This is a genomic window from Intestinimonas massiliensis (ex Afouda et al. 2020), from assembly GCF_900626285.1.
Lineage (GTDB): Bacteria > Bacillota > Clostridia > Oscillospirales > Oscillospiraceae > Flavonifractor > Flavonifractor massiliensis_A.
Genome location: NZ_LR131147.1, coordinates 825,407 through 842,579 on the forward strand (window position 1 = coordinate 825,407; position 17,173 = coordinate 842,579).

The window sequence follows — 17,173 nt, forward strand, 5'->3', positions numbered from 1 at the left end:
CGCACTGTGCTTTTTCTGCACTTTGCGTCCCTTTTTAACCTGCATGTTTCAATTCTTTTTTCGCTTCATTCGAGAGCGGAATACCAGCACGTCTGGCATAGGCCTTAAAGTACATGTCGATGCGTGCGCCCAGCAGCGTATTTCGCTTGCTGATCTCGTTGCGGTGAATCGCCATGAACAGCACCTGCTTCTGTCCAATCAGCACCACACGCTTTTTAGCACGGGTGATTCCGGTATAGAGCAGATTGCGGTAGAGCATGATGCTATGCGCTTTCAAAAGCGGCATGATAACCGTTTCATACTCAGAACCCATAGACTTATGGATGGTGGTGGCATAGGCAAGGTCCAGATTGACCATATCCTCTACGCTGTATTCCAGTTCCCGGCCAACTCCAAAATCGAGGCCCACACGCTTTCCGTTCTCCCCGTCTTTGATATAACGGATAAAGCCCAGATCGCCATTGGATACCTTTGCTGTGTTCTTGGTCTGCATAATACGGTCATTGACCCGAAAAACCTTGACACCGATTTTGATCTCGTCTTCGGCGGATCGGAACGGGTTGACCACTTCACGGATAGCCTCATTGAGCTGTTCCGCCGATGCCGCACCCTCTGAGCGAAAGGGCGACAGGATCTGCACTCGGTCGATGCCGCTTTCTTCAATCTCTCTGCAATAACGGGAGATGATCCGCTCGGCGGCATCCGCCTGGTTATCGCTTGCCATAAACATAAAATCCGGCCCATAGTACAGCTTGGTATTGCCCTCGTTGATGAACTTGGCATTGTAGGCAATCAAGCTGTCTTTGGACTGACGGAAAATCTGATCCAGCACAGTGACAGGCACCAACTCACAGTCGATCAGCTCACGGAACACATTTCCAGCTCCCACGCTGGGGAGCTGATCCGGGTCGCCTACAAGTACGATTCGTGCACCGTCCTTGATGCGCGAGAAGAATTTATCTGCCAGCCACATATCTACCATGGAAAACTCGTCCACGATGATCAGGTCAGCCGACAACGGCTCCTGTTGTTTGGTTCGGTTGACATCGTCCTCTTCGCTGCCGAGGCCCAACCCGCTGTGAAGCGTCCGGGCCATATCAAAGCCGGTGCTCTCTGCCATACGACGGCTGGCTCTGCCCGTCGGCGCCATCAAGACGATTTGGCCGTCAGGGTGCAGCCGGCGGTATACCTCCAGGATCGTTTTCAGAACCGTCGTTTTGCCGGTACCGGGAGAGCCTGTGATAATGGAAAGATTGTGGCGATACGCCGCATAGACAGCAGCCTCCTGTTTGGAGGACAACACCACGCCCATCTCACGCTTGACCCGTTCCAACACCCGCTCGATCCGCTCCGGTTCTGACGGCTCCACCAACCGCATGGCAATGCGGCGGGCGGTTTCGTCCTCCTGTGCAAACACCCGGGGCAGATAGATGTTATCCTTGACCGACACCACTTCTCCTTTGAGAATCATGTCCTGCAGCACATCTGCGACTTCCTGCACCTGAAGGCGAAGTGCCGGTACAGGAATCTTGTTGTTGAGCAGCCGAAGCGCCTCTTTCTGCAGGGTTTCCCCGGGCAAGAACAGGTGCCCTTTAGAGCCTTTGCCATCTTCCAGCGCCCAGAACAGTGCTCCTTTGACCCGCATGGGGGCATGAAGGTCACCGCCGTTCTTCTGAACAATGGCGTCTACACGCAGAAAGCCGAACCCGGATATCTGGCACAGCTCAAACGGACTCTTTTTCAAGATGTCTACGCTGGAAGGCCCAAAATACTGATAAATCTTGAGCGCAGTTTTCGGCGTGATTTTGAACGGGGAAAGCAGGGTCATCAGATCCTGCAGCATCCGGCTCTCCGCATAGGAGGTCTTGATGTCCTCCAGCTTGCTTTCCGTGATACCTTTGATTTCCAAAAGCCGTTCCGGCTGGTTTTGCAGAATGTCCAGCGTGTCCTCGCCAAATCGGGCGACAATCAGCGCGGCGGTTGCGGGTCCGATGCCTTTGATAAGACCCGATGCCAGATAACCCTCCACACCGCTTTTGGTGCGGGGGACGATCTCGCGCCACTGCTCCACCTGAAGCTGCATACCATACTTGCCCTGCTTCCATTCACCATCCAGTTCCAGCTCCACCGCATCCGTGCGGGGCAGTTCATAACCAGTCGCCACGAAACGGATCAGATGGTCTCTGTACCGGCGGGTAGAACGGGCCTCCAGCGGCACCTCTTTGTCAGCAGTCTTCACACTAATAATGCAGAACCGATTTGCCGGGTTGTGATAAATCGTCCCGTCATAAGTTCCTTTATGAATCACTTCTTTTTTCCCTCCTTTAAGCCGCCTTGGTATCAGCTTTCACACTGAACCGGCGAAACTCCGAGATCGTGACATACTGCTCGTAGATATCAGGATGGTCCAGTTTCAACCGGATCAGATTGTCTTTGTCGATGTTAGGCTTCCGCACTGGATTGTAGGTGACCGTATAATTTACGCCGTCCTGCTGGCAAATGGCTTTGCAGCTCTTGCCCATTTCGGCAATCAGTGCACCTTTCAGCCGTTGCATATCTGCATCGATTTCCTTGCTGTTCTTTTCAGCACGTTTCTTTTCTTCTTGGAGCTGGAGATACCGCATCAGCTTGGCAGTCAGAGAATAATCAAAGGTCACCACAGGGGCGTCCTTATCCGCAGGACCCGTATGCCGGCGCACGCTTTCAATTACAAGATCGCCCTCCTCGGTATAGGGTGGCGGTGTTTTGGCAAGGACATGGTTCTCCCAGAAATGTTGTTCCAAGAAAATCATTTCATCCTCATAAGTCTCGTCGCGGCGAATCTCACGAATGATGGTTTCTTCCTCGTTGTTGCCGTACAGACAGCAGAAGAAGCAGCGATCCACATCCATGACGGCCATGTAATGGCGCCCCTGGGTTTCGTAGTAGACCGGAACAGTTTCTTCCCCGTTCAGCCACCAGTGATCCTTGGCATTGTAGTTCGTGGTTTTGATTTCCAGAATTGCTGTTGTACCATCCGGAAGTTCCACAAAGTAGTCCACATCCGCCAGCATCCAGGGATACTTGGGGTGCTGGAACATCTTCTTAATCTGATAGATCTTGTAGCCGGTCCGATGCTGGAAAATTTTCGCCACTAGCGGCTCCAGTAGATGCCCCATCTCCAGAGCAACCCAGTTTTCTTCGTTGTCCTCAACCGCTGCAATATTCAGCTTGTCGTAGTACAGGTCACGGGCCGTCCGCCAGGGTGATATACCCAGCAGCGCAGCCACATCACTGCCACCAATTCCTTTTCGCCGATAAGCGAGCCATTCCTTTTCGGATAAGCCTGCGGTCTCGACCAGTACCTGCGGTTGATGCGTTTCCTTCAATGCCGCACAGCTATCCGGCATACTCAGCACCCCCTCCTCGTCGGGCGAGGAACGACGTGCGCCTTCATCACCGGGCACCGCCTCTTGATAGGCTGCTGCAGTTTCTTGAACTGCCTCCAACTCTCGTTCAATTTCTTCTCTTTCACCATGATGTCATGGTTCAGCATTTTCGTGTTCATTTGCATACCTGCCTTTCTGATTTTTGATATATCCTCAAAGCCGCTTCCGGCATTTGGGCAAAAAAATAAGCGAGGTTGACTGCGGCATACGCCTGCTGTCCACAGCAACCTGTGAACCAAAGTCATCCTCGCCAATAGGGAATTTGCATTCCCTGAAAATAGAAAAAAGCCAGTAATATACCGACCCATACGGGCGCAGTAATACTACTGGCACAAGTACAATCTTAACCGCGTGTGCAATGCGGGCCTTTGGCCTGCGGTACAGAACTTTGGTCTGTATCCCATACGGGAAGCGCACAAAAATCAATTACAAGGCAAGTTTAACACAATATATAGCGTTAGTCAAGTATCGTTATCTACATATAGCGTCTTAATTGTTCCTTCGTATCTGTCTGAGAATAAAAAATGGGAATCTGCAGAATTCAACCCGTTCCGTCCCTATATATAAAGCGTATAGACATGGCGTGTAGTTCCACTGCCTGTCCGTGCGTCTTTTGTACCTTGACAGCCCCTATAACCTTTTCCATTGGAGTTATACAGGGGTCGTGGATAGTGTGTGATGACTGCATGGAGCACGCCCACGACTGAAATGCTGCACAGCAGTTGCCTGAAAATACGCGGCGGAAAAGCCCGGCGCAGGAAATGGCCTTTGGAAGAGACCTGATACCTCCCGATGAATTTGAATGACTTCATTGTTTTTGTTGAAAACCTTTCCCTACAAACAGTAGAGGATATATGTAATTGCAAATAAAGGAGGGCAATTATGGAGAAAAGAAAACCCAATGACCTTTCGCCTGAGCAGTGCTTGGCAGTAGATACGGAATCGCTCTGCAAGCTGCTCGACTGCGGGCGGCACACTGCCGTTCAGATCGGCGACCTTGCCCATGCTCGCATCACCATGAATTCTCGTGTCCTTTGGAGCGTTCAGCGCGTAAAGGAATATCTTTACGATATCTCATGCTGACAGAATCCTGCCCACCAGGGGCGCAACAGCACACCAACCATCGGGAGGTATCAATTTATGCCCAAAATTAGAAAAGACAACAAAGGCCGCAATCTCCGGCCAGGCGAAACCCAGCGTTCAGACGGCAGCTATATGTTTGTCTATATGCTGGGGAAAAAGAAAAAGTACATTTACGATACTGACTTAGCCGCTCTTCGCGCAAAAGAAAAGCAACTCACGAAAGATGCCGATGACGGCGTTCGTACCCAAGAGGCTATGAAAATCACCCTAAATGACATGTTCAAAGTTCTCATGGATACGAAACTCCAGTTGAAGGCTTCCACGCGGGCAAATTACGAATACCTTTGGAGCAGTTATATTAAGGATGAGCCGTTTGCTAACACTCCCCTGCCCAATATTCGTAAAAGCGATATCCTGACATTTTACACTAAGCTTTTGAAAAAGGGCTTTGCAATCAACTCGCTGGAAAGCATCAATAATCTGGTTCATCCCGCACTTGAATTGGCAGTCGATGATGACTATATCCGAAAGAACCCCAGCAAGGGTGTTTACCGTTCTCTAAAATCCGAGGGAAGCGGAAAGCCTGCAAAAACAAGGATTGCGTTGACCAAGGAGCAGCAGAAGAACTTCCTGCGCTTCATTTCCAAATCGCCGATGTATAGTCACTGGCTGCCCGTCATGGTCGTGCTGCTTGGTACGGGACTGCGTGTGGGAGAGTGTACTGGGTTAACCAAAAACGATGTGGATCTGGAGAACAACACTATCTCCGTGAATCACAACTTGATTTATCGGGTCATTGATGGGAAAGCAGGCTTTCACATTACCACTCCCAAAACGGCAAGCGGTACTCGCACTATTCCCATCCTGTATCCGGAGGTTGCCGAACAGCTCCGTGCGCTGATTGAAGTGATGGACGCCTTGTATCCGGAGGATCTCGTGATGAACGGCTATCATGGTTTCCTCTTCCGAAACCGCTCTGGTTACTTTCTCAGTGCCCACAACATCAACCGGGCCATTGAGCGCATCTCCATCGCCTACAACGCCGAAGAAATGGACCAAGCAGAATTGGAAGACCGTGCGCCGGATCTATTGCCTCATTTCAGCGTACATAATTTACGGCACACCTTCTGCACCAGACTTTGCGAGAGCACAAATGACATTAAGTTCATCCAGCAAGTAATGGGACATGCTGATTTCTCCACCACCATGGACATCTACACCCATATCACGCAGGAAAACATGAAGGAAAAAGCAGAAGTGATCAAAGGCAATTTGGTGCTGATGTGAAAATTACAAAAAAGGGCAAATCCGCATCTCGAACGCGGATTTGCCCTTCATTTTGGCCCGTCTGGTGTCGTCTGGTTTCAAGCAAAAGTTGTAAAAAAGTTGTAGTCGCAAGCCCCTTTTGCTTCATCTTGTGTTGTCCGTTTCCGTCAGACACTACATATTGTGCTTTACTTGTCCAATGGCTTCATCGTGGGGAACAGGATCACGTCGCGGATGGAGTCGGAATCGGTGAGCAGCATGACCGCACGGTCGATGCCGATGCCCATACCACCCGTGGGGGGCAGGCCGTACTCCAGGGCGTTGATGAAGTCCTCGTCCATCATGCCGGCCTCGTCATTGCCCATCTCACGCAGGGCCAGCTCGTGCTCGAAGCGGCCGCGCTGGTCGATGGGGTCGTTCAGCTCGGAGAAGGCGTTGGCAAACTCCGCGTGGTTGATAAACAGCTCAAACCGCTCGGTGAGCCGGGGGTCCTTGGGGGAACGCTTGGTCAGCGGGGAGACCTCCACGGGGTACATGGTGATGAAGGTGGGCTGAACCAGCTTCTCCTCCACCCGCTGATCAAAGGCCTCGTACAGGGCGGTACCCCAGGTGCGCTCGCAGCCCTCCAGGTCGATGCCCACGGCCTCAGCGGCCTTGCAGGCCTGCTCGTCGTCGGAGATGGCATCGAAGTCCACACCCACATACTGCTTGACCGCGTCGATCATGGTCAGCCGCTGCCAGCCGGGGGTCAGGTCGATGTCCACGCCCAGCCACTGCACGTGATAGGAGCCCAGGATGTCCTTGGCGGCGGAGGACAGGATGCCCTCGGCAATGTCCATCATGTCGTGGAAGTCTGCATAGGCCTCATACAGCTCGATGGAGGTGAACTCGGGGTTGTGCTTGGGATCCATGCCCTCGTTGCGGAAGATGCGGCCGATCTCGTACACCCGCTCAAAACCGCCCACCACCAGGCGCTTCAGGTGCAGCTCGGTGGCGATACGCATATACATGTCGATATCCAGGGTGTTGTGATGGGTGACGAAGGGACGGGCGGTGGCGCCGCCGGAAATGGTGTTCAGAACGGGGGTCTCAACCTCCATGTAGTCCCGGTCGTCCAGGTACTTGCGCACGTGCTTGATGAAGGCGGTGCGGATCTGGAAGGTCCGGCGCACATCCTCGTTCATGATCAGGTCCACATAGCGCTGACGGTAACGCATCTCCTTGTCAGTCAGGCCGTGGAACTTCTCGGGCAGAGGCTGAAGAGACTTGGAGAGAAGGGTCACTTTGTGGGCCTTGACGGAGATCTCGCCGCGCTTGGTCTTGAAGACCTCGCCTTCCACGCCCACGATGTCGCCGATGTCGATCTTCTTGAACTTGGCGAAGGCCTCCTCGCCCAGCTCGTCGATGCGGACGTACAGCTGGATGCGGCCCTTCACGTCCTGCAGGTCGCAGAACACAGCCTTGCCCATGCCGCGCTTGGACATGATGCGGCCGGCAATGGAGGTCTCAGTGCCCTCCAGAGCGTCGAAGTTCTCTTTGATGTCGGCGGAGTGATGCTTCACCACATACTTGGTGATCTGGAAGGGGTCCTGGCCGGCGTCCTGAAGCTCCTTGAGCTTGGCACGGCGGATGAGCCGCTGCTCGGACAGGTTCTGCTGCTCCTCAGGCTGATTGACGCTTCTCTCTTCAGTACTCATTGTTCTTGCTCCTTACTTTTGAATCTCTAGGATACGATACCTTAATACACCGGCGGGCGCTTCCACCTGTACCTCTTCGCCCACCGCGCAGCCCAGCAGGGCCCTGCCGAAGGGGGAATCCTCAGAAATGCGGCCATTCATGGGATCGGCCTCCTGAGAACCTACCACCTGGTAGCTCTCCTCCTCGTTGAACTCCAGGTCCAGCACCTTCACGCTGGAGCCCAGACGGACGGAATTGGGATCAGACTCATGCTCTTCGATGACCACATAGTTGGACAGGATGTTCTCCACCTCCGCGATGCGGGAGTAGAGCTTGCCCTGCTCGTTTTTGGCCTCGTCGTACTCGCTGTTCTCGGACAGATCGCCAAAGGAACGGGCCTCCTTGATCTGATCGGCCACTTCTTTTTCCCGGACCGTTTTCAGATAATTCAGCTCCTGTTTCAGCTCCTCCAGGCGCTCCGCGCTCAATTTGAATTCTTTTGCCATGTTGATCGTGCACACCTTTCCTTACTTGCTCTCACGATAAAAAAGAAGCCGTTCACGGCTGTCCTAGATCCTGAATTAAAACATTCCGTCACGTTAATACGATATTATAGGTAGTTTGATTCCTCCTGTCAAGTCAATAATTTGGTACTAGGTGGAAGAAATTATGATTTTTCGCAGGTCAAGCCGCCCTTCCTCCCACAACAGTGAGAGCACCGCCAGAGTGTCCAGCCCCCTCTTTTCCAGTCCGGCCGGAGGCACGATGCGGAATCCGGCCAGGCCGGGCCGGGGGCCATATAATTCAAAGGTAGTGTGCCCCGGTTCACCCCCCGGGCCGAAGCGGAGGGCCACATCCGCCCGGCGGCCGGCGTCCGGACTCACCATGGCCGCGCCGAACTCCCGCCACAGCCAGTCCGCCAGTTTCTCCCCCTCCCCCGGCACATCCACGGACAGCCGGCGGACCCGGGGGCAGAGTTCCTCCGCCGCCCGGAGCAGGGCCCGGCTCACGCTGGGGCCGGACAGCACCACCGACGCCCGGGCGGGGGACACCCCCTGCCGCTCCAGGGCCGCCAGGGTCAACGGCAGGGCCAGGGCCTGGCAGAAGCCCGCCGCCTCCACCGGCCGCAGGCCGCTCCGCTCCAGCCGGTCCCAGCAGGGGAAATCCGCCGCCGTCACCACCCGGCGCACTCCGGCCTTGGCCAGCAGCCGGGAGCCCCTGTCCACCCGGCGGCCAAGCCGCCCCTCCCCCAGGCCGGGGCGGAACGGGATCTCCGCCCGCAGGCAGGGCAGGCCCAGCAGGTCCCACCGGACCGCCGCCGGCCTGCGGCCCCTTCCCTCCCTCAGTTCCACCACGCCCACCATCGCCGCATCACCTCGGCTACAGGGTATGCGTCTTTCCCCCGATTATGCGGCAAAAGGGAGCGGCGGCGGATCATTCCGCCGCCGCTCCCCTGTCCTTTTTCAGGATTGGAGGGTCATGGTGAATTCCATCTGATAGCGCAGCTGGTCCTTCGGGACACTGTCGTCGGCAACCAGCCAGCCGGCAAAATCGTGGTAGCCGTTCTGTGTCACCTTTTGTGTGATAGTCACATCTCCGGCCTGGAGGGTGTAGTCCCCAAAGCCCCCCTCTGAAATGGCGGTCAGTATGCCGCTGTTCATCCAGCTGACACAGTTGTAATTTCCCACCGCCGCAGCGAAGGAGAGGGCGGCCAGCTGCTTGTCAAAGGTGTCATCATACGTGATCACCTGCTCACCCGTCAAATCCCGGCTCAGGGTCACAGCGGTCACCTTTCCCTCTTCATTCAGGGTGAGCTGGTGGTCGGGGTCGCCGTCTCCAAAGACATACAGGACATTGACCTTGTCCTCCCAGTGTCCGTTCTCGTCCATGACCTGGTCGGAGCTCTGGGTGAGGTAGTGATACATATCGTTGACGTTGTCCACATACTGCTCGGCCGTGAGCATCCCCCGGTGGCGGGGCATCTGGGCCTGGGCCGTTGCCAGCACCATCAGACCGAACAGGACCGCCGCCGCCCCCACAAAGCCCACGCACCGCAAGGCCTTTGCATCCTTGATGGCGTAGCCCCGCTCCTCCTCCCAGGGCAGGGTCTCACAGTCCATGCAGGCCCGGTAGCTTTTATAATAGCGGTAGAGATTATAGATGGGGATGCCAAAGCCCTCGCCCTTGGCAAAGACTCCCCAAGTGCGGGCCAAGGCATCGGTCCAGGTTGGCTTTCCGCCGCGGATGTCCTTGACCTGGAGGCCGAAGATCCACTTACCGGGGGTGTAGCCCCAGGTGGACAGCAGCAGGGGCTCCACCACCAGCATGGTTCCGTAATTCAGGTAGCGCCCCAAAAGGCCGAAAAAAACGCCGCCCGGAGGATTGAACCGCAGCACCAGCATGCCGAAGGCCGACCACAGCACGCCGTAGAGGAAGAGATCCAGCCACCGGGCGAAGAACCGCCGCCAGGGAAAGGCAACCATGGGAGTGCTGTCCTTCTTCAGGCTGAAGTAGCCCTCCCCCTCCGCCGGGCGGTCCAGGGCGTCCAGATACTTCTGGGCGTCCAGGGTGGCGTACTCCACCCGGTCGGAACGCATGGAGGCGCACACCCGGTCAGCCCACTCCAGTTCGGCGCGCTGGGTCTCCAGGGTATGCTGCTGCCTGGCCAGGGCGGCGTCCAGCCCCAGCTCCCCCCGCTGCACCTGTTTGATGGTGTCCAGAGGCAGGCCCAGCTGGCGCAGGAGCTTGATCTTCCGCAGGGTTTCCACATCTTCCTCGGAGTAGATGCGATAGTTGTTCCCTCCCCGGGCGGGGCTGATAAAACCCTCCTGCTCATAAAAGCGGATGTTGGCGCGGGTCATACCCAGGGTGGTCTCCAGCTCTTTGATGGTCATGGCGCTCGCCTCCTCACCCTCAATATAAAGCATCAAGTTCCTTTACAGTCAAGGCTTTTTACAAATTTTACGGATTCAGCAGAGCCAGGGCGGCCTCCAGTTGGGCATCCCCCTGGTCGGTGAGATAGACCTCCTGGTCCAGGGTCAGGCCGGTACCGATGAGGGAGGTGCCGCTGCCCGTGTAGTAGGAGGCGGTGGAGATGGCCATGGCTCCGCCGTGAGGCAGAGCGAAGGTCTGCTGGGAGTAGCCCTTGCCGCTGGTGGGCTCGCCCACGATCTTGGCCACCCCCTGCTCCTGGAGCTCGGCGGCAAAGAACTCGGCCGCAGAATAGGTGTTGGCATTCACCAGCACCACCATGGGCAGATCCACGCAGGAGGCGTCGGAATAGGTGATTTCCTCATGGCCCGCCTTGTTCCGGGTGATGAAGATGGGGCCCTCGGGCAGCAGGAAGTCCAGCATATCGGTGAGCTGGTTCAGGTAGCCGCCGCCGTTGTCCCGCATGTCGAAGATCAGGGCTTCGGCCCCCTGGGCCTGGAGGTCGGTCACCGCCTCCTCCAGCCGGGCGGCGCTGTTGTCATAGAAGTTGAGCAGATGGACATAGCCCACGTTTCCGTCCAGCATCTGGCTGACCACGGGGTCGCTGTCCATACTGGCCCGCTCCACCTCCACGGTACGGGTAGTCCCATCGGTCCCCAGGATCTCCAGGGACACGGTGGTGCCCTCTTCCCCCTGGATCAGAGAGGCCCCGTCATACCGGGCATCGCCGGCCAGGGAGGTACCGTCGGCGGCGGTGATGATCTCACCGGCCGCCAGCCCTGCCTGTTCCGCCGGGCCGCCCTCCGTCACGCTCTGGATCAGCAGGCCCTCCTCCCGCTCGTAGGTAATGGTGACACCGATGCCCACATACTGGTTGGTGCGCCGCTGGTTCTGGGCCTGGTACTCCTCCTCTGTCAGGTAGTAGCTCCAGCGGTCCCCCAGGCCGGAAACCAGCCCCTCCAGGGCGGAATCCACGGCGGCGGTCTCGTCATACTCCCCCACGAATTTATCCTCCACCAGCTTGAGACCCTCCAGCAGAGAGGCGCCGTAGGTGCCGATGGAGAGGCGGAAACACAGCAGGCTTCCGCCGATGCAGACCACAGCGGTGAGCAGCACCGCCAGCAGCAGGTGAAGGTCGGTAAATCGTCTGGTTTTCATGCGTTTCAGATCCTTTCGCCAAAAAATCCAATAAGGGCGGAGAGGCTTCCCCCTCCGCCCTTATGTAGATGCATATGTATTACCAGGAAGTCAGATTCAGGTCCGGGAACTTGCTCTCCGGGTCCACCCGCTGGCCGCCCACCCGGATCTCCAGGTGCAGGTGGTTGCCGGTGGAGTTGCCGGTGGTGCCCACATATCCGATGACCTGGCCCTGCTTGACCATCTGGCCCTCGCTCACCGCCCGGGAGCTCATATGGGCGTACAGGGTGGAGTTGCCGTTGCCGTGGTCGATGACCACGTAGTTGCCGTAGGACCAGTAGGCCCCGCTGCCCTTCACCGAGGTAATCACCTGTCCGCTCTTGGCCGCCAGGATGGGCGTGCCGCCGTTGGCGGGGATGTCAATGCCGCTGTGGTTCTGGGCCCGGCCGCTGACCGGGTTGATCCGGTAGCCGAAGGGAGAGGAGATGCTGTACCAGCCGGGCAAAGGCCACATGTAGCCACTCTCCGACACGATGGTGGTGCCGGTCTGTTTCCGCTGCTCCTCCAGCTCCTTCTGTTTCTTCACAATATCCGCCTGGATGGCGGCGGCGGCGGCGTCCTCCTCGTCCAGCAGACGGTTGACCTCCGCCACATTCTTGTTCAGCTCATCCAACACCTTTTCCGCTTCCGCGATCTTGGACTGCTGCTCGGCCTTCTTGGCCTCCTGCTGCTCCTTGACGGCCTGCTCGTCGGCCCGGGCGCTCTCCAGCTCGGCCTGGAGCCGCTCCAGCTCCTCCCGGGTGGCGATGAGCTCGTCCATCACCTGGTTGTCGTAGTCCATCACCGCGTCCACATCGGCCAGCCGGTCCAGCAGATCGGAAAAGCTCTCGGCGTTGAAGAGGATGGACCAGTAGGAGACGGTGCCCTCCTCCTCCATGGCGCGCACCCGCTCACAGAACAGCTCGTACTGGGCCTGCTCGTTGGCCTCGGCCACCTTGCGCTCCTCTTCCTTCTGGGCGATGGCGTCGTCATAGTAGGCGATCTGCTCGTTGATGTTGTCCAGCTCGTCATTGATGGCGTCCAGCTGCTGCAGCAGCAGATCCCGCTTATCCTGAGCGGCAGACTGCTCCGACTCAGCCTGGGCCAGCTGCTCTTTCAGCTCTTTCTGGCGGGCCTGGCTCTCTGCCTGTTCCTGCTTCAGGGCGTCGATCTCACTCTGGGTCACCGCCCCGGCACCCCCGATGATCATGGTCAGCATGGGCAGCAGCATCAGCAGGGCCATAACGGCCGCCAGAACGCCGAACAGTACACGGCGCTTGTCCATCTTCTGCTTCTTCTGTGCTTTTTGTCCTTTTGCCACAGTATTTCTCCTTTTCCGCGCAGCGCAGGTCTCTTATACCTGCAGGAACTTCCGAATGGCCAGCACCGAGCCGCCGGCGCCGATCACAAAGCCGGTGAGCACGAATACGCCCAGCACCTGCAGCGCCATGGGCTGGAAGGGCAGAACCTTGATAAGCTCAATGGTGTCCGAGGTGGAGATGGCCTTGCTCACCAGCACGTAGATGCCCCACTCCAGGAAGAAGGCCACCACCGCTCCGATCAGGCCCAGGATCAGTCCTTCAAATACAAAGGGCCAGCGCACAAAGGAGTTGGTGGCGCCGCACATCTTCATGATGGCGATCTCCTCCCGCCGGTTGAAGGTGGCCAGCTTGATGGTATTGGCGATGATGAACAGGCTCACCGCCAGCAGAATGATGACCAGAATGACGGCCACCGCACCCGCCACGTTGCGGATGACGGTAAAGCCCTCGGCAATCTCGGGGGCGGATTTGGTCCAGGCCACGCCCGTCACTCCGTCCACCGCCGCCTCGGTCTCGGCCAGCTTGCTGATGTCATTCAGATAGACATGGAACCGGTCCCGGTACACCGAGGAGGGCAGGCTGTCAAAGAGGGGGTTGCCCTCGTAGTCGGCCTCAAACTCCTTCTGGGCCTCCTCCTTGGTGACGAACTCAGCCCGGGCCACGTTGGGGATGGCCTCGATATCGTCCTGAAGGGCGCGGGCCTCATCCTGGGTCAGGGTGTCCTCAATGTAGGCCGTGAACTGGTTTTCCTTCTCCAGATCACTGAACATATTGGAGGCGTTCACTGCCACCAGGGAAAAAGAACCCATGATGAGCAGGCAGCATACGATCATGCACACGGCCGCGAAGGACATCAGGCCGTGGGTAAAGATGCTGCGGAAGCCCTCCATGAAGAAATAGCCAAAATCATATCGTTGTTTCATTATTATAATACCCGCCTGTCTCGTCGCTGATGATTCTGCCGTTCTCGATGGCCACCACCCGCTTGGAGAAGCGGTTGACCAGCTCCCGCTCGTGGGTGACCACCAGCACGGTGGTGCCCAGCTCGTTGATGCGCTCCAGCAGCATCATGATCTCCAGGGAGCGCATGGGGTCCAGGTTGCCGGTGGGCTCGTCGGCAATGATCATCTGGGGATTGTTCACCAGCGCCCGGGCGATGGCCACACGCTGCTGCTCGCCGCCGGAGATCTCACTGGGCAGACGGTCTCCCTTCTGGTCCAGGCCCACCAGCTCCAGCACATAGGGCACCCGTTTGCGGATCTCCCGGGGGGAGGCCCCCACCGCCCGCATGGCAAAGACCAGGTTTTCCTGCACTGTTTTCTTTTCAATGAGCCGGAAATCCTGGAAAATGACCCCCAGGGTGCGCCGCATGTAGGGCACCTGCCGGGGCCGGATATTATTCAGATTATAGCCGTTGACCATCAGACGGCCGGCCGAAGGCGCGATCTCCGCGGTAATGAGCTTCAGAATGGTGGACTTACCCGATCCGGACGGCCCCACCAGAAAGACAAACTCCCCGTCGTCGATGCGCATATTGACCCCTTTCAGGGCCTTTGTCCCATTATCATAGGACTTTTGAATGTCGATCAGACGTATCACGCTCGGTACCTCATCTATGTATTTATCGTATCCTAAGAATTTCTTCATCACCAGGAGGGACGCCGTTTCCGACGTCCCTCCCTGTTAAAGTTGTTCAGTTGTCAATGCCGCGGGAGATCAGGTACTTCTTGACCATCAGGGCCACCTTGAAGGTGATGGCGTCGTCAAACTCCCGCAGGTCCAGGCCGGTCAGCTTCTTGATCTTCTCCAGGCGGTACACCAGGGTGTTCCGGTGGACGAAGAGCTTCCGGGCAGTCTCGGACACGTTCAGATTGTTTTCAAAGAACTTGTTGATGGTGAACAGAGTCTCCTGGTCCAGGGCGTCAATGGGGTTCTTCTTGAAGACCTCCTGGAGGAACATCTCACACAGGGTGGTGGGCAGCTGATAGATCAGCCGGCCGATGCCCAGGTTCTCATAGTTGATGATGCTCTTCTCGGTATCGAACACCCGGCCCACATCGATGGCGATACCCGCCTCCTTGTAGGCCCGGGCCAGCTCCCGGATGTGGGTGACGATGGTACCGATGCCAATGACCACCCGCAGGTGGAGCTCGTCGGTAATCTTGTCCTCGATCTGCTTGGCGATCTTGTACAGGTCCCGGGTCTCCGCACCCTCGTTGAGCTGCTTGATCAGGGCCACGTCGGTCTCGCTGATGGACAGCACAAAGTCCACCTGCTTGTCGGGGAACATGGCATGTACCACGTCGATCAGGGCGGGGTCGGTGGTCTCCACCTGCCGGATCAGGAACACCGCCCGGGGCGCCTCGGAGGTGAAGTGCAGCTCCTTGGCCCGGACGTAGATATCGCCCAGCAGGATGTTGTCGGAGATGATGTTCTTCACAAAGGTGGCCTTATCGTGCTTCTCCTCATAATAGGTCTTGGCGCCATTGAGGGCCACGGTAGCCATGGAGCAGACCATGCGGGCCTCCTCATCCTCACCCTTGGCAAAGGCCGCATAGTCAAACTGGGAGCCCCAGCCGGTCAGGGCCTTGAAGGTGCGTCCCTCATAATGGACGCACTCCCCCTCGCCCCGATTCACCGTCTCAACGGCGCCGGGCCAGTGCTCGCCAATGCAGCTGAGTTCGTTGCAGGCCACCACCGTCCCCTCAGAATCGATCACGCCTATTGCCCGGTCTGTGCTGTCCTTCATCTGCAAGACAACGCTCTGAAAAATTCTGCTGGACATGGTGTCAGCCTCCTTCAAATCTCCTTACCCTCAACTCGTCCCGCCGCAGATTGCCGGCAGAACCCATCTTGAGACTTCTCTTGCTTAACAGTCAATATTATACCGGTTCTTTTTGCTCTTTTCAATATCTTTTTGAAAGTTTTTTGTGGAAATTGCCTAAACAGTTCCGTTCCTAACGAATTTTCTGCACTATGGCGGTTCAGAGCCGCCCGCCGCTTTCCCGCAGAGCCGCCAATTCCTCCGCCGTCAGGGGCCGCCACTGGCCGGACGCCAGAGCAGGATCAAGGGTAAGCGGCCCCATGGTCAGCCGCTTCAGATAGCGCACCGGCTTACCCCGGCTGGCCAGCATCCGCTTGATCTGGTGGTACTTCCCCTCCCGCAGGGTGACCAGGCCGGTATCCCGCTCCGCCAGGATCTCCAGCCCCGCAGGCAGGCACTCCAGGCCGTCGGCCAGGGTGATCCCCCGCCGGAAGGCCTCTACATCGGCTTGTTCCAGCAGGCCGTCTACCCGGACGAAATAGGTCTTGTCCACATGCCAGCGGGGAGAGAGCAGCCGGTGGGCCAGGGGGCCGTCGTTGGTCAGCAGCAGCAGGCCCTCCGTGTCCTTGTCCAGCCGCCCCGCCGGGAACAGGCCCACCCGCCGGAGGTGTTCCGGCAGCAGAGTGAGCACTGTGGGCTCTCTGGGGTCCTCGGTGGCCGACACCAGCCCCGCCGGCTTGTGGAGCATCAGATAGACCAGCCGCTCCCCCGACACCGGCTGGCCGTCCACCAAAAAGGAAGCAGCGGGGTCGTGCTTTTCCTCCGGCGTCCGGGCCACCGCGCCGTCCACCGTCACCCGGCCCGCCCGCACCAGCTCCCGCACCTCCTTCCGGGACCATCGGCCCGTATTGGCCAGGATCTTGTCCAGACGCTCCATCTGATGTCCTCCTTGTCCTTTTTTGCGATTTCCGTCATATATGCTCCTCCTTCCCCATATCCTTGAAATACCAGCATTTTGGGGAAGGGAGCGTTGCGCTGTGTTTATCTTTACCGCCAAGATCCGCAAGGGCCGGATCGCCGCCGTGGCCGTGGCCGCCGCTGTGGTGTGCGGCGTTTTGGTGACCGGGTCCGTCCTGGCGGGAGGACGGGACGCGGCCGCTTCCGCCGCCGTCAGCCCCAAGGGGATCAAGACCAACGAGGACCGGATCGCCTACCTGGGCAGCTACGGCTGGACCGTATCCGAGGAGCCGGTGTCCGTGGAGGAGCTCATCATCCCGGAGGAATTTGACGAGACCTACAGTCAATATCTGGACCTCCAGGCCTCCCAGGGCTTCGATCTGACGGAGTACGCCGGCAAGCGGGTAAAGCGGTACACCTATCAGGTGACCAATTATCCCACCGGGGAATCCGGAGTCCAGGCCGGGCTGCTTATCTACAAAAACACCGTCATCGGCGGCGATGTGCTCTCCGCCCAGCTGGGCGGCTTCATCCACGGCCTGGAGATGCCCTCCTGACAGGAACAGCGC

Annotated in this window: 15 protein-coding genes; 3 read left to right on the forward strand and 12 right to left on the reverse strand. The window is 57.7% G+C overall.

The genetic code is table 11. The features are described 5' to 3' along the window. Positions 1–34: 34 nt before the first annotated feature. Positions 35–2,308 (reverse strand): SF1B family DNA helicase RecD2, encoded by a 2,274-nt coding sequence (gene recD2, locus E0E41_RS04340; protein ID WP_130868881.1) that lies wholly within the window; start codon positions 2,306–2,308, stop codon positions 35–37. Positions 2,309–2,324: 16 nt separating this feature from the next. Continuing rightward, positions 2,325–3,488 carry a YqaJ viral recombinase family protein gene (locus tag E0E41_RS04345; RefSeq protein WP_368019847.1) on the reverse strand — a complete coding sequence of 388 codons (1,164 nt, stop codon included), beginning with the start codon at positions 3,486–3,488 and terminating at the stop codon, positions 2,325–2,327. Between the two features lie 822 nt (positions 3,489–4,310). Here E0E41_RS04345 and E0E41_RS04350 point away from each other — a divergent pair. Both E0E41_RS04350 and E0E41_RS04355 read left to right on the forward strand, forming a co-directional pair. After that, entirely contained in the window at positions 4,311–4,511 is a 201-nt protein-coding gene (locus E0E41_RS04350; protein ID WP_130868882.1) for a hypothetical protein, read from the forward strand. A gap of 57 nt (positions 4,512–4,568) precedes the next feature. Then, a complete protein-coding gene (locus E0E41_RS04355; RefSeq protein WP_130868883.1) occupies positions 4,569–5,798 on the forward strand; it encodes a site-specific integrase in 1,230 nt (409 codons plus the stop codon). A gap of 167 nt (positions 5,799–5,965) precedes the next feature. Here E0E41_RS04355 and lysS read toward each other — a convergent pair whose 3' ends face one another. The 10 genes from lysS to E0E41_RS04405 all read right to left on the reverse strand — a co-directional run bounded on the left by lysS (position 5,966) and on the right by E0E41_RS04405 (position 16,584). Beyond that, on the reverse strand, positions 5,966–7,474 hold the full coding sequence (lysS, locus tag E0E41_RS04360) for a lysine--tRNA ligase (RefSeq protein ID WP_130868884.1): 1,509 nt from the start codon (positions 7,472–7,474) through the stop codon (positions 5,966–5,968). Between the two features lie 12 nt (positions 7,475–7,486). Further along, a complete protein-coding gene (gene greA, locus E0E41_RS04365; RefSeq protein WP_130868885.1) occupies positions 7,487–7,960 on the reverse strand; it encodes a transcription elongation factor GreA in 474 nt (157 codons plus the stop codon). A 147-nt stretch (positions 7,961–8,107) separates the two neighbouring features. Further along, entirely contained in the window at positions 8,108–8,818 is a 711-nt protein-coding gene (locus E0E41_RS19090; protein ID WP_130868886.1) for a hypothetical protein, read from the reverse strand. A gap of 99 nt (positions 8,819–8,917) precedes the next feature. Beyond that, positions 8,918–10,348, reverse strand: coding sequence for a MerR family transcriptional regulator (locus E0E41_RS04375; protein ID WP_130868887.1), 1,431 nt, complete (start codon positions 10,346–10,348; stop codon positions 8,918–8,920). A gap of 67 nt (positions 10,349–10,415) precedes the next feature. Beyond that, positions 10,416–11,543 (reverse strand): S41 family peptidase, encoded by a 1,128-nt coding sequence (locus E0E41_RS04380; protein WP_130868888.1) that lies wholly within the window; start codon positions 11,541–11,543, stop codon positions 10,416–10,418. 79 nt (positions 11,544–11,622) lie between these two features. Then, entirely contained in the window at positions 11,623–12,882 is a 1,260-nt protein-coding gene (locus E0E41_RS04385) for a murein hydrolase activator EnvC family protein (RefSeq protein ID WP_130868889.1), read from the reverse strand. A 33-nt stretch (positions 12,883–12,915) separates the two neighbouring features. Then, entirely contained in the window at positions 12,916–13,806 is an 891-nt protein-coding gene (gene ftsX / locus E0E41_RS04390) for a permease-like cell division protein FtsX (RefSeq protein ID WP_130868890.1), read from the reverse strand. Beyond that, positions 13,790–14,482: a cell division ATP-binding protein FtsE gene (gene ftsE / locus E0E41_RS04395; RefSeq protein WP_130868891.1), complete on the reverse strand. Its 693-nt coding sequence runs from the start codon at positions 14,480–14,482 to the stop codon at positions 13,790–13,792. Before ftsE ends, ftsX begins: the two co-directional genes overlap by 17 nt. Positions 14,483–14,576: 94 nt before the next feature. After that, entirely contained in the window at positions 14,577–15,668 is a 1,092-nt protein-coding gene (locus E0E41_RS04400; RefSeq protein WP_130868892.1) for a PucR family transcriptional regulator, read from the reverse strand. Positions 15,669–15,867: 199 nt separating this feature from the next. Next, entirely contained in the window at positions 15,868–16,584 is a 717-nt protein-coding gene (locus tag E0E41_RS04405) for a pseudouridine synthase (protein ID WP_130868893.1), read from the reverse strand. A gap of 100 nt (positions 16,585–16,684) precedes the next feature. Here E0E41_RS04405 and E0E41_RS04410 point away from each other — a divergent pair, with 100 nt between their 5' ends. Further along, on the forward strand, positions 16,685–17,161 hold the full coding sequence (locus E0E41_RS04410) for a DUF4830 domain-containing protein (RefSeq protein ID WP_130868894.1): 477 nt from the start codon (positions 16,685–16,687) through the stop codon (positions 17,159–17,161). Positions 17,162–17,173 lie beyond the last annotated feature (12 nt).

Excerpts from the sequence above, each read along its gene's own strand:
- E0E41_RS04380 (WP_130868888.1), bottom strand. The coding sequence starts at position 11,543 with ATGAAAACCAGACGATTTACCGACCTTCACCTGCTGCTGGCGGTGCTG.
- E0E41_RS04375 (WP_130868887.1), bottom strand. The coding sequence starts at position 10,348 with ATGACCATCAAAGAGCTGGAGACCACCCTGGGTATGACCCGCGCCAAC.
- E0E41_RS04355 (WP_130868883.1), top strand. The coding sequence starts at position 4,569 with ATGCCCAAAATTAGAAAAGACAACAAAGGCCGCAATCTCCGGCCAGGC.
- E0E41_RS04405 (WP_130868893.1), bottom strand. The coding sequence starts at position 16,584 with ATGGAGCGTCTGGACAAGATCCTGGCCAATACGGGCCGATGGTCCCGG.
- E0E41_RS19090 (WP_130868886.1), bottom strand. The coding sequence starts at position 8,818 with ATGGTGGGCGTGGTGGAACTGAGGGAGGGAAGGGGCCGCAGGCCGGCG.
- E0E41_RS04350 (WP_130868882.1), top strand. The coding sequence starts at position 4,311 with ATGGAGAAAAGAAAACCCAATGACCTTTCGCCTGAGCAGTGCTTGGCA.
- E0E41_RS04400 (WP_130868892.1), bottom strand. The coding sequence starts at position 15,668 with ATGTCCAGCAGAATTTTTCAGAGCGTTGTCTTGCAGATGAAGGACAGC.
- ftsX (WP_130868890.1), bottom strand. The coding sequence starts at position 13,806 with ATGAAACAACGATATGATTTTGGCTATTTCTTCATGGAGGGCTTCCGC.
- greA (WP_130868885.1), bottom strand. The coding sequence starts at position 7,960 with ATGGCAAAAGAATTCAAATTGAGCGCGGAGCGCCTGGAGGAGCTGAAA.
- lysS (WP_130868884.1), bottom strand. The coding sequence starts at position 7,474 with ATGAGTACTGAAGAGAGAAGCGTCAATCAGCCTGAGGAGCAGCAGAAC.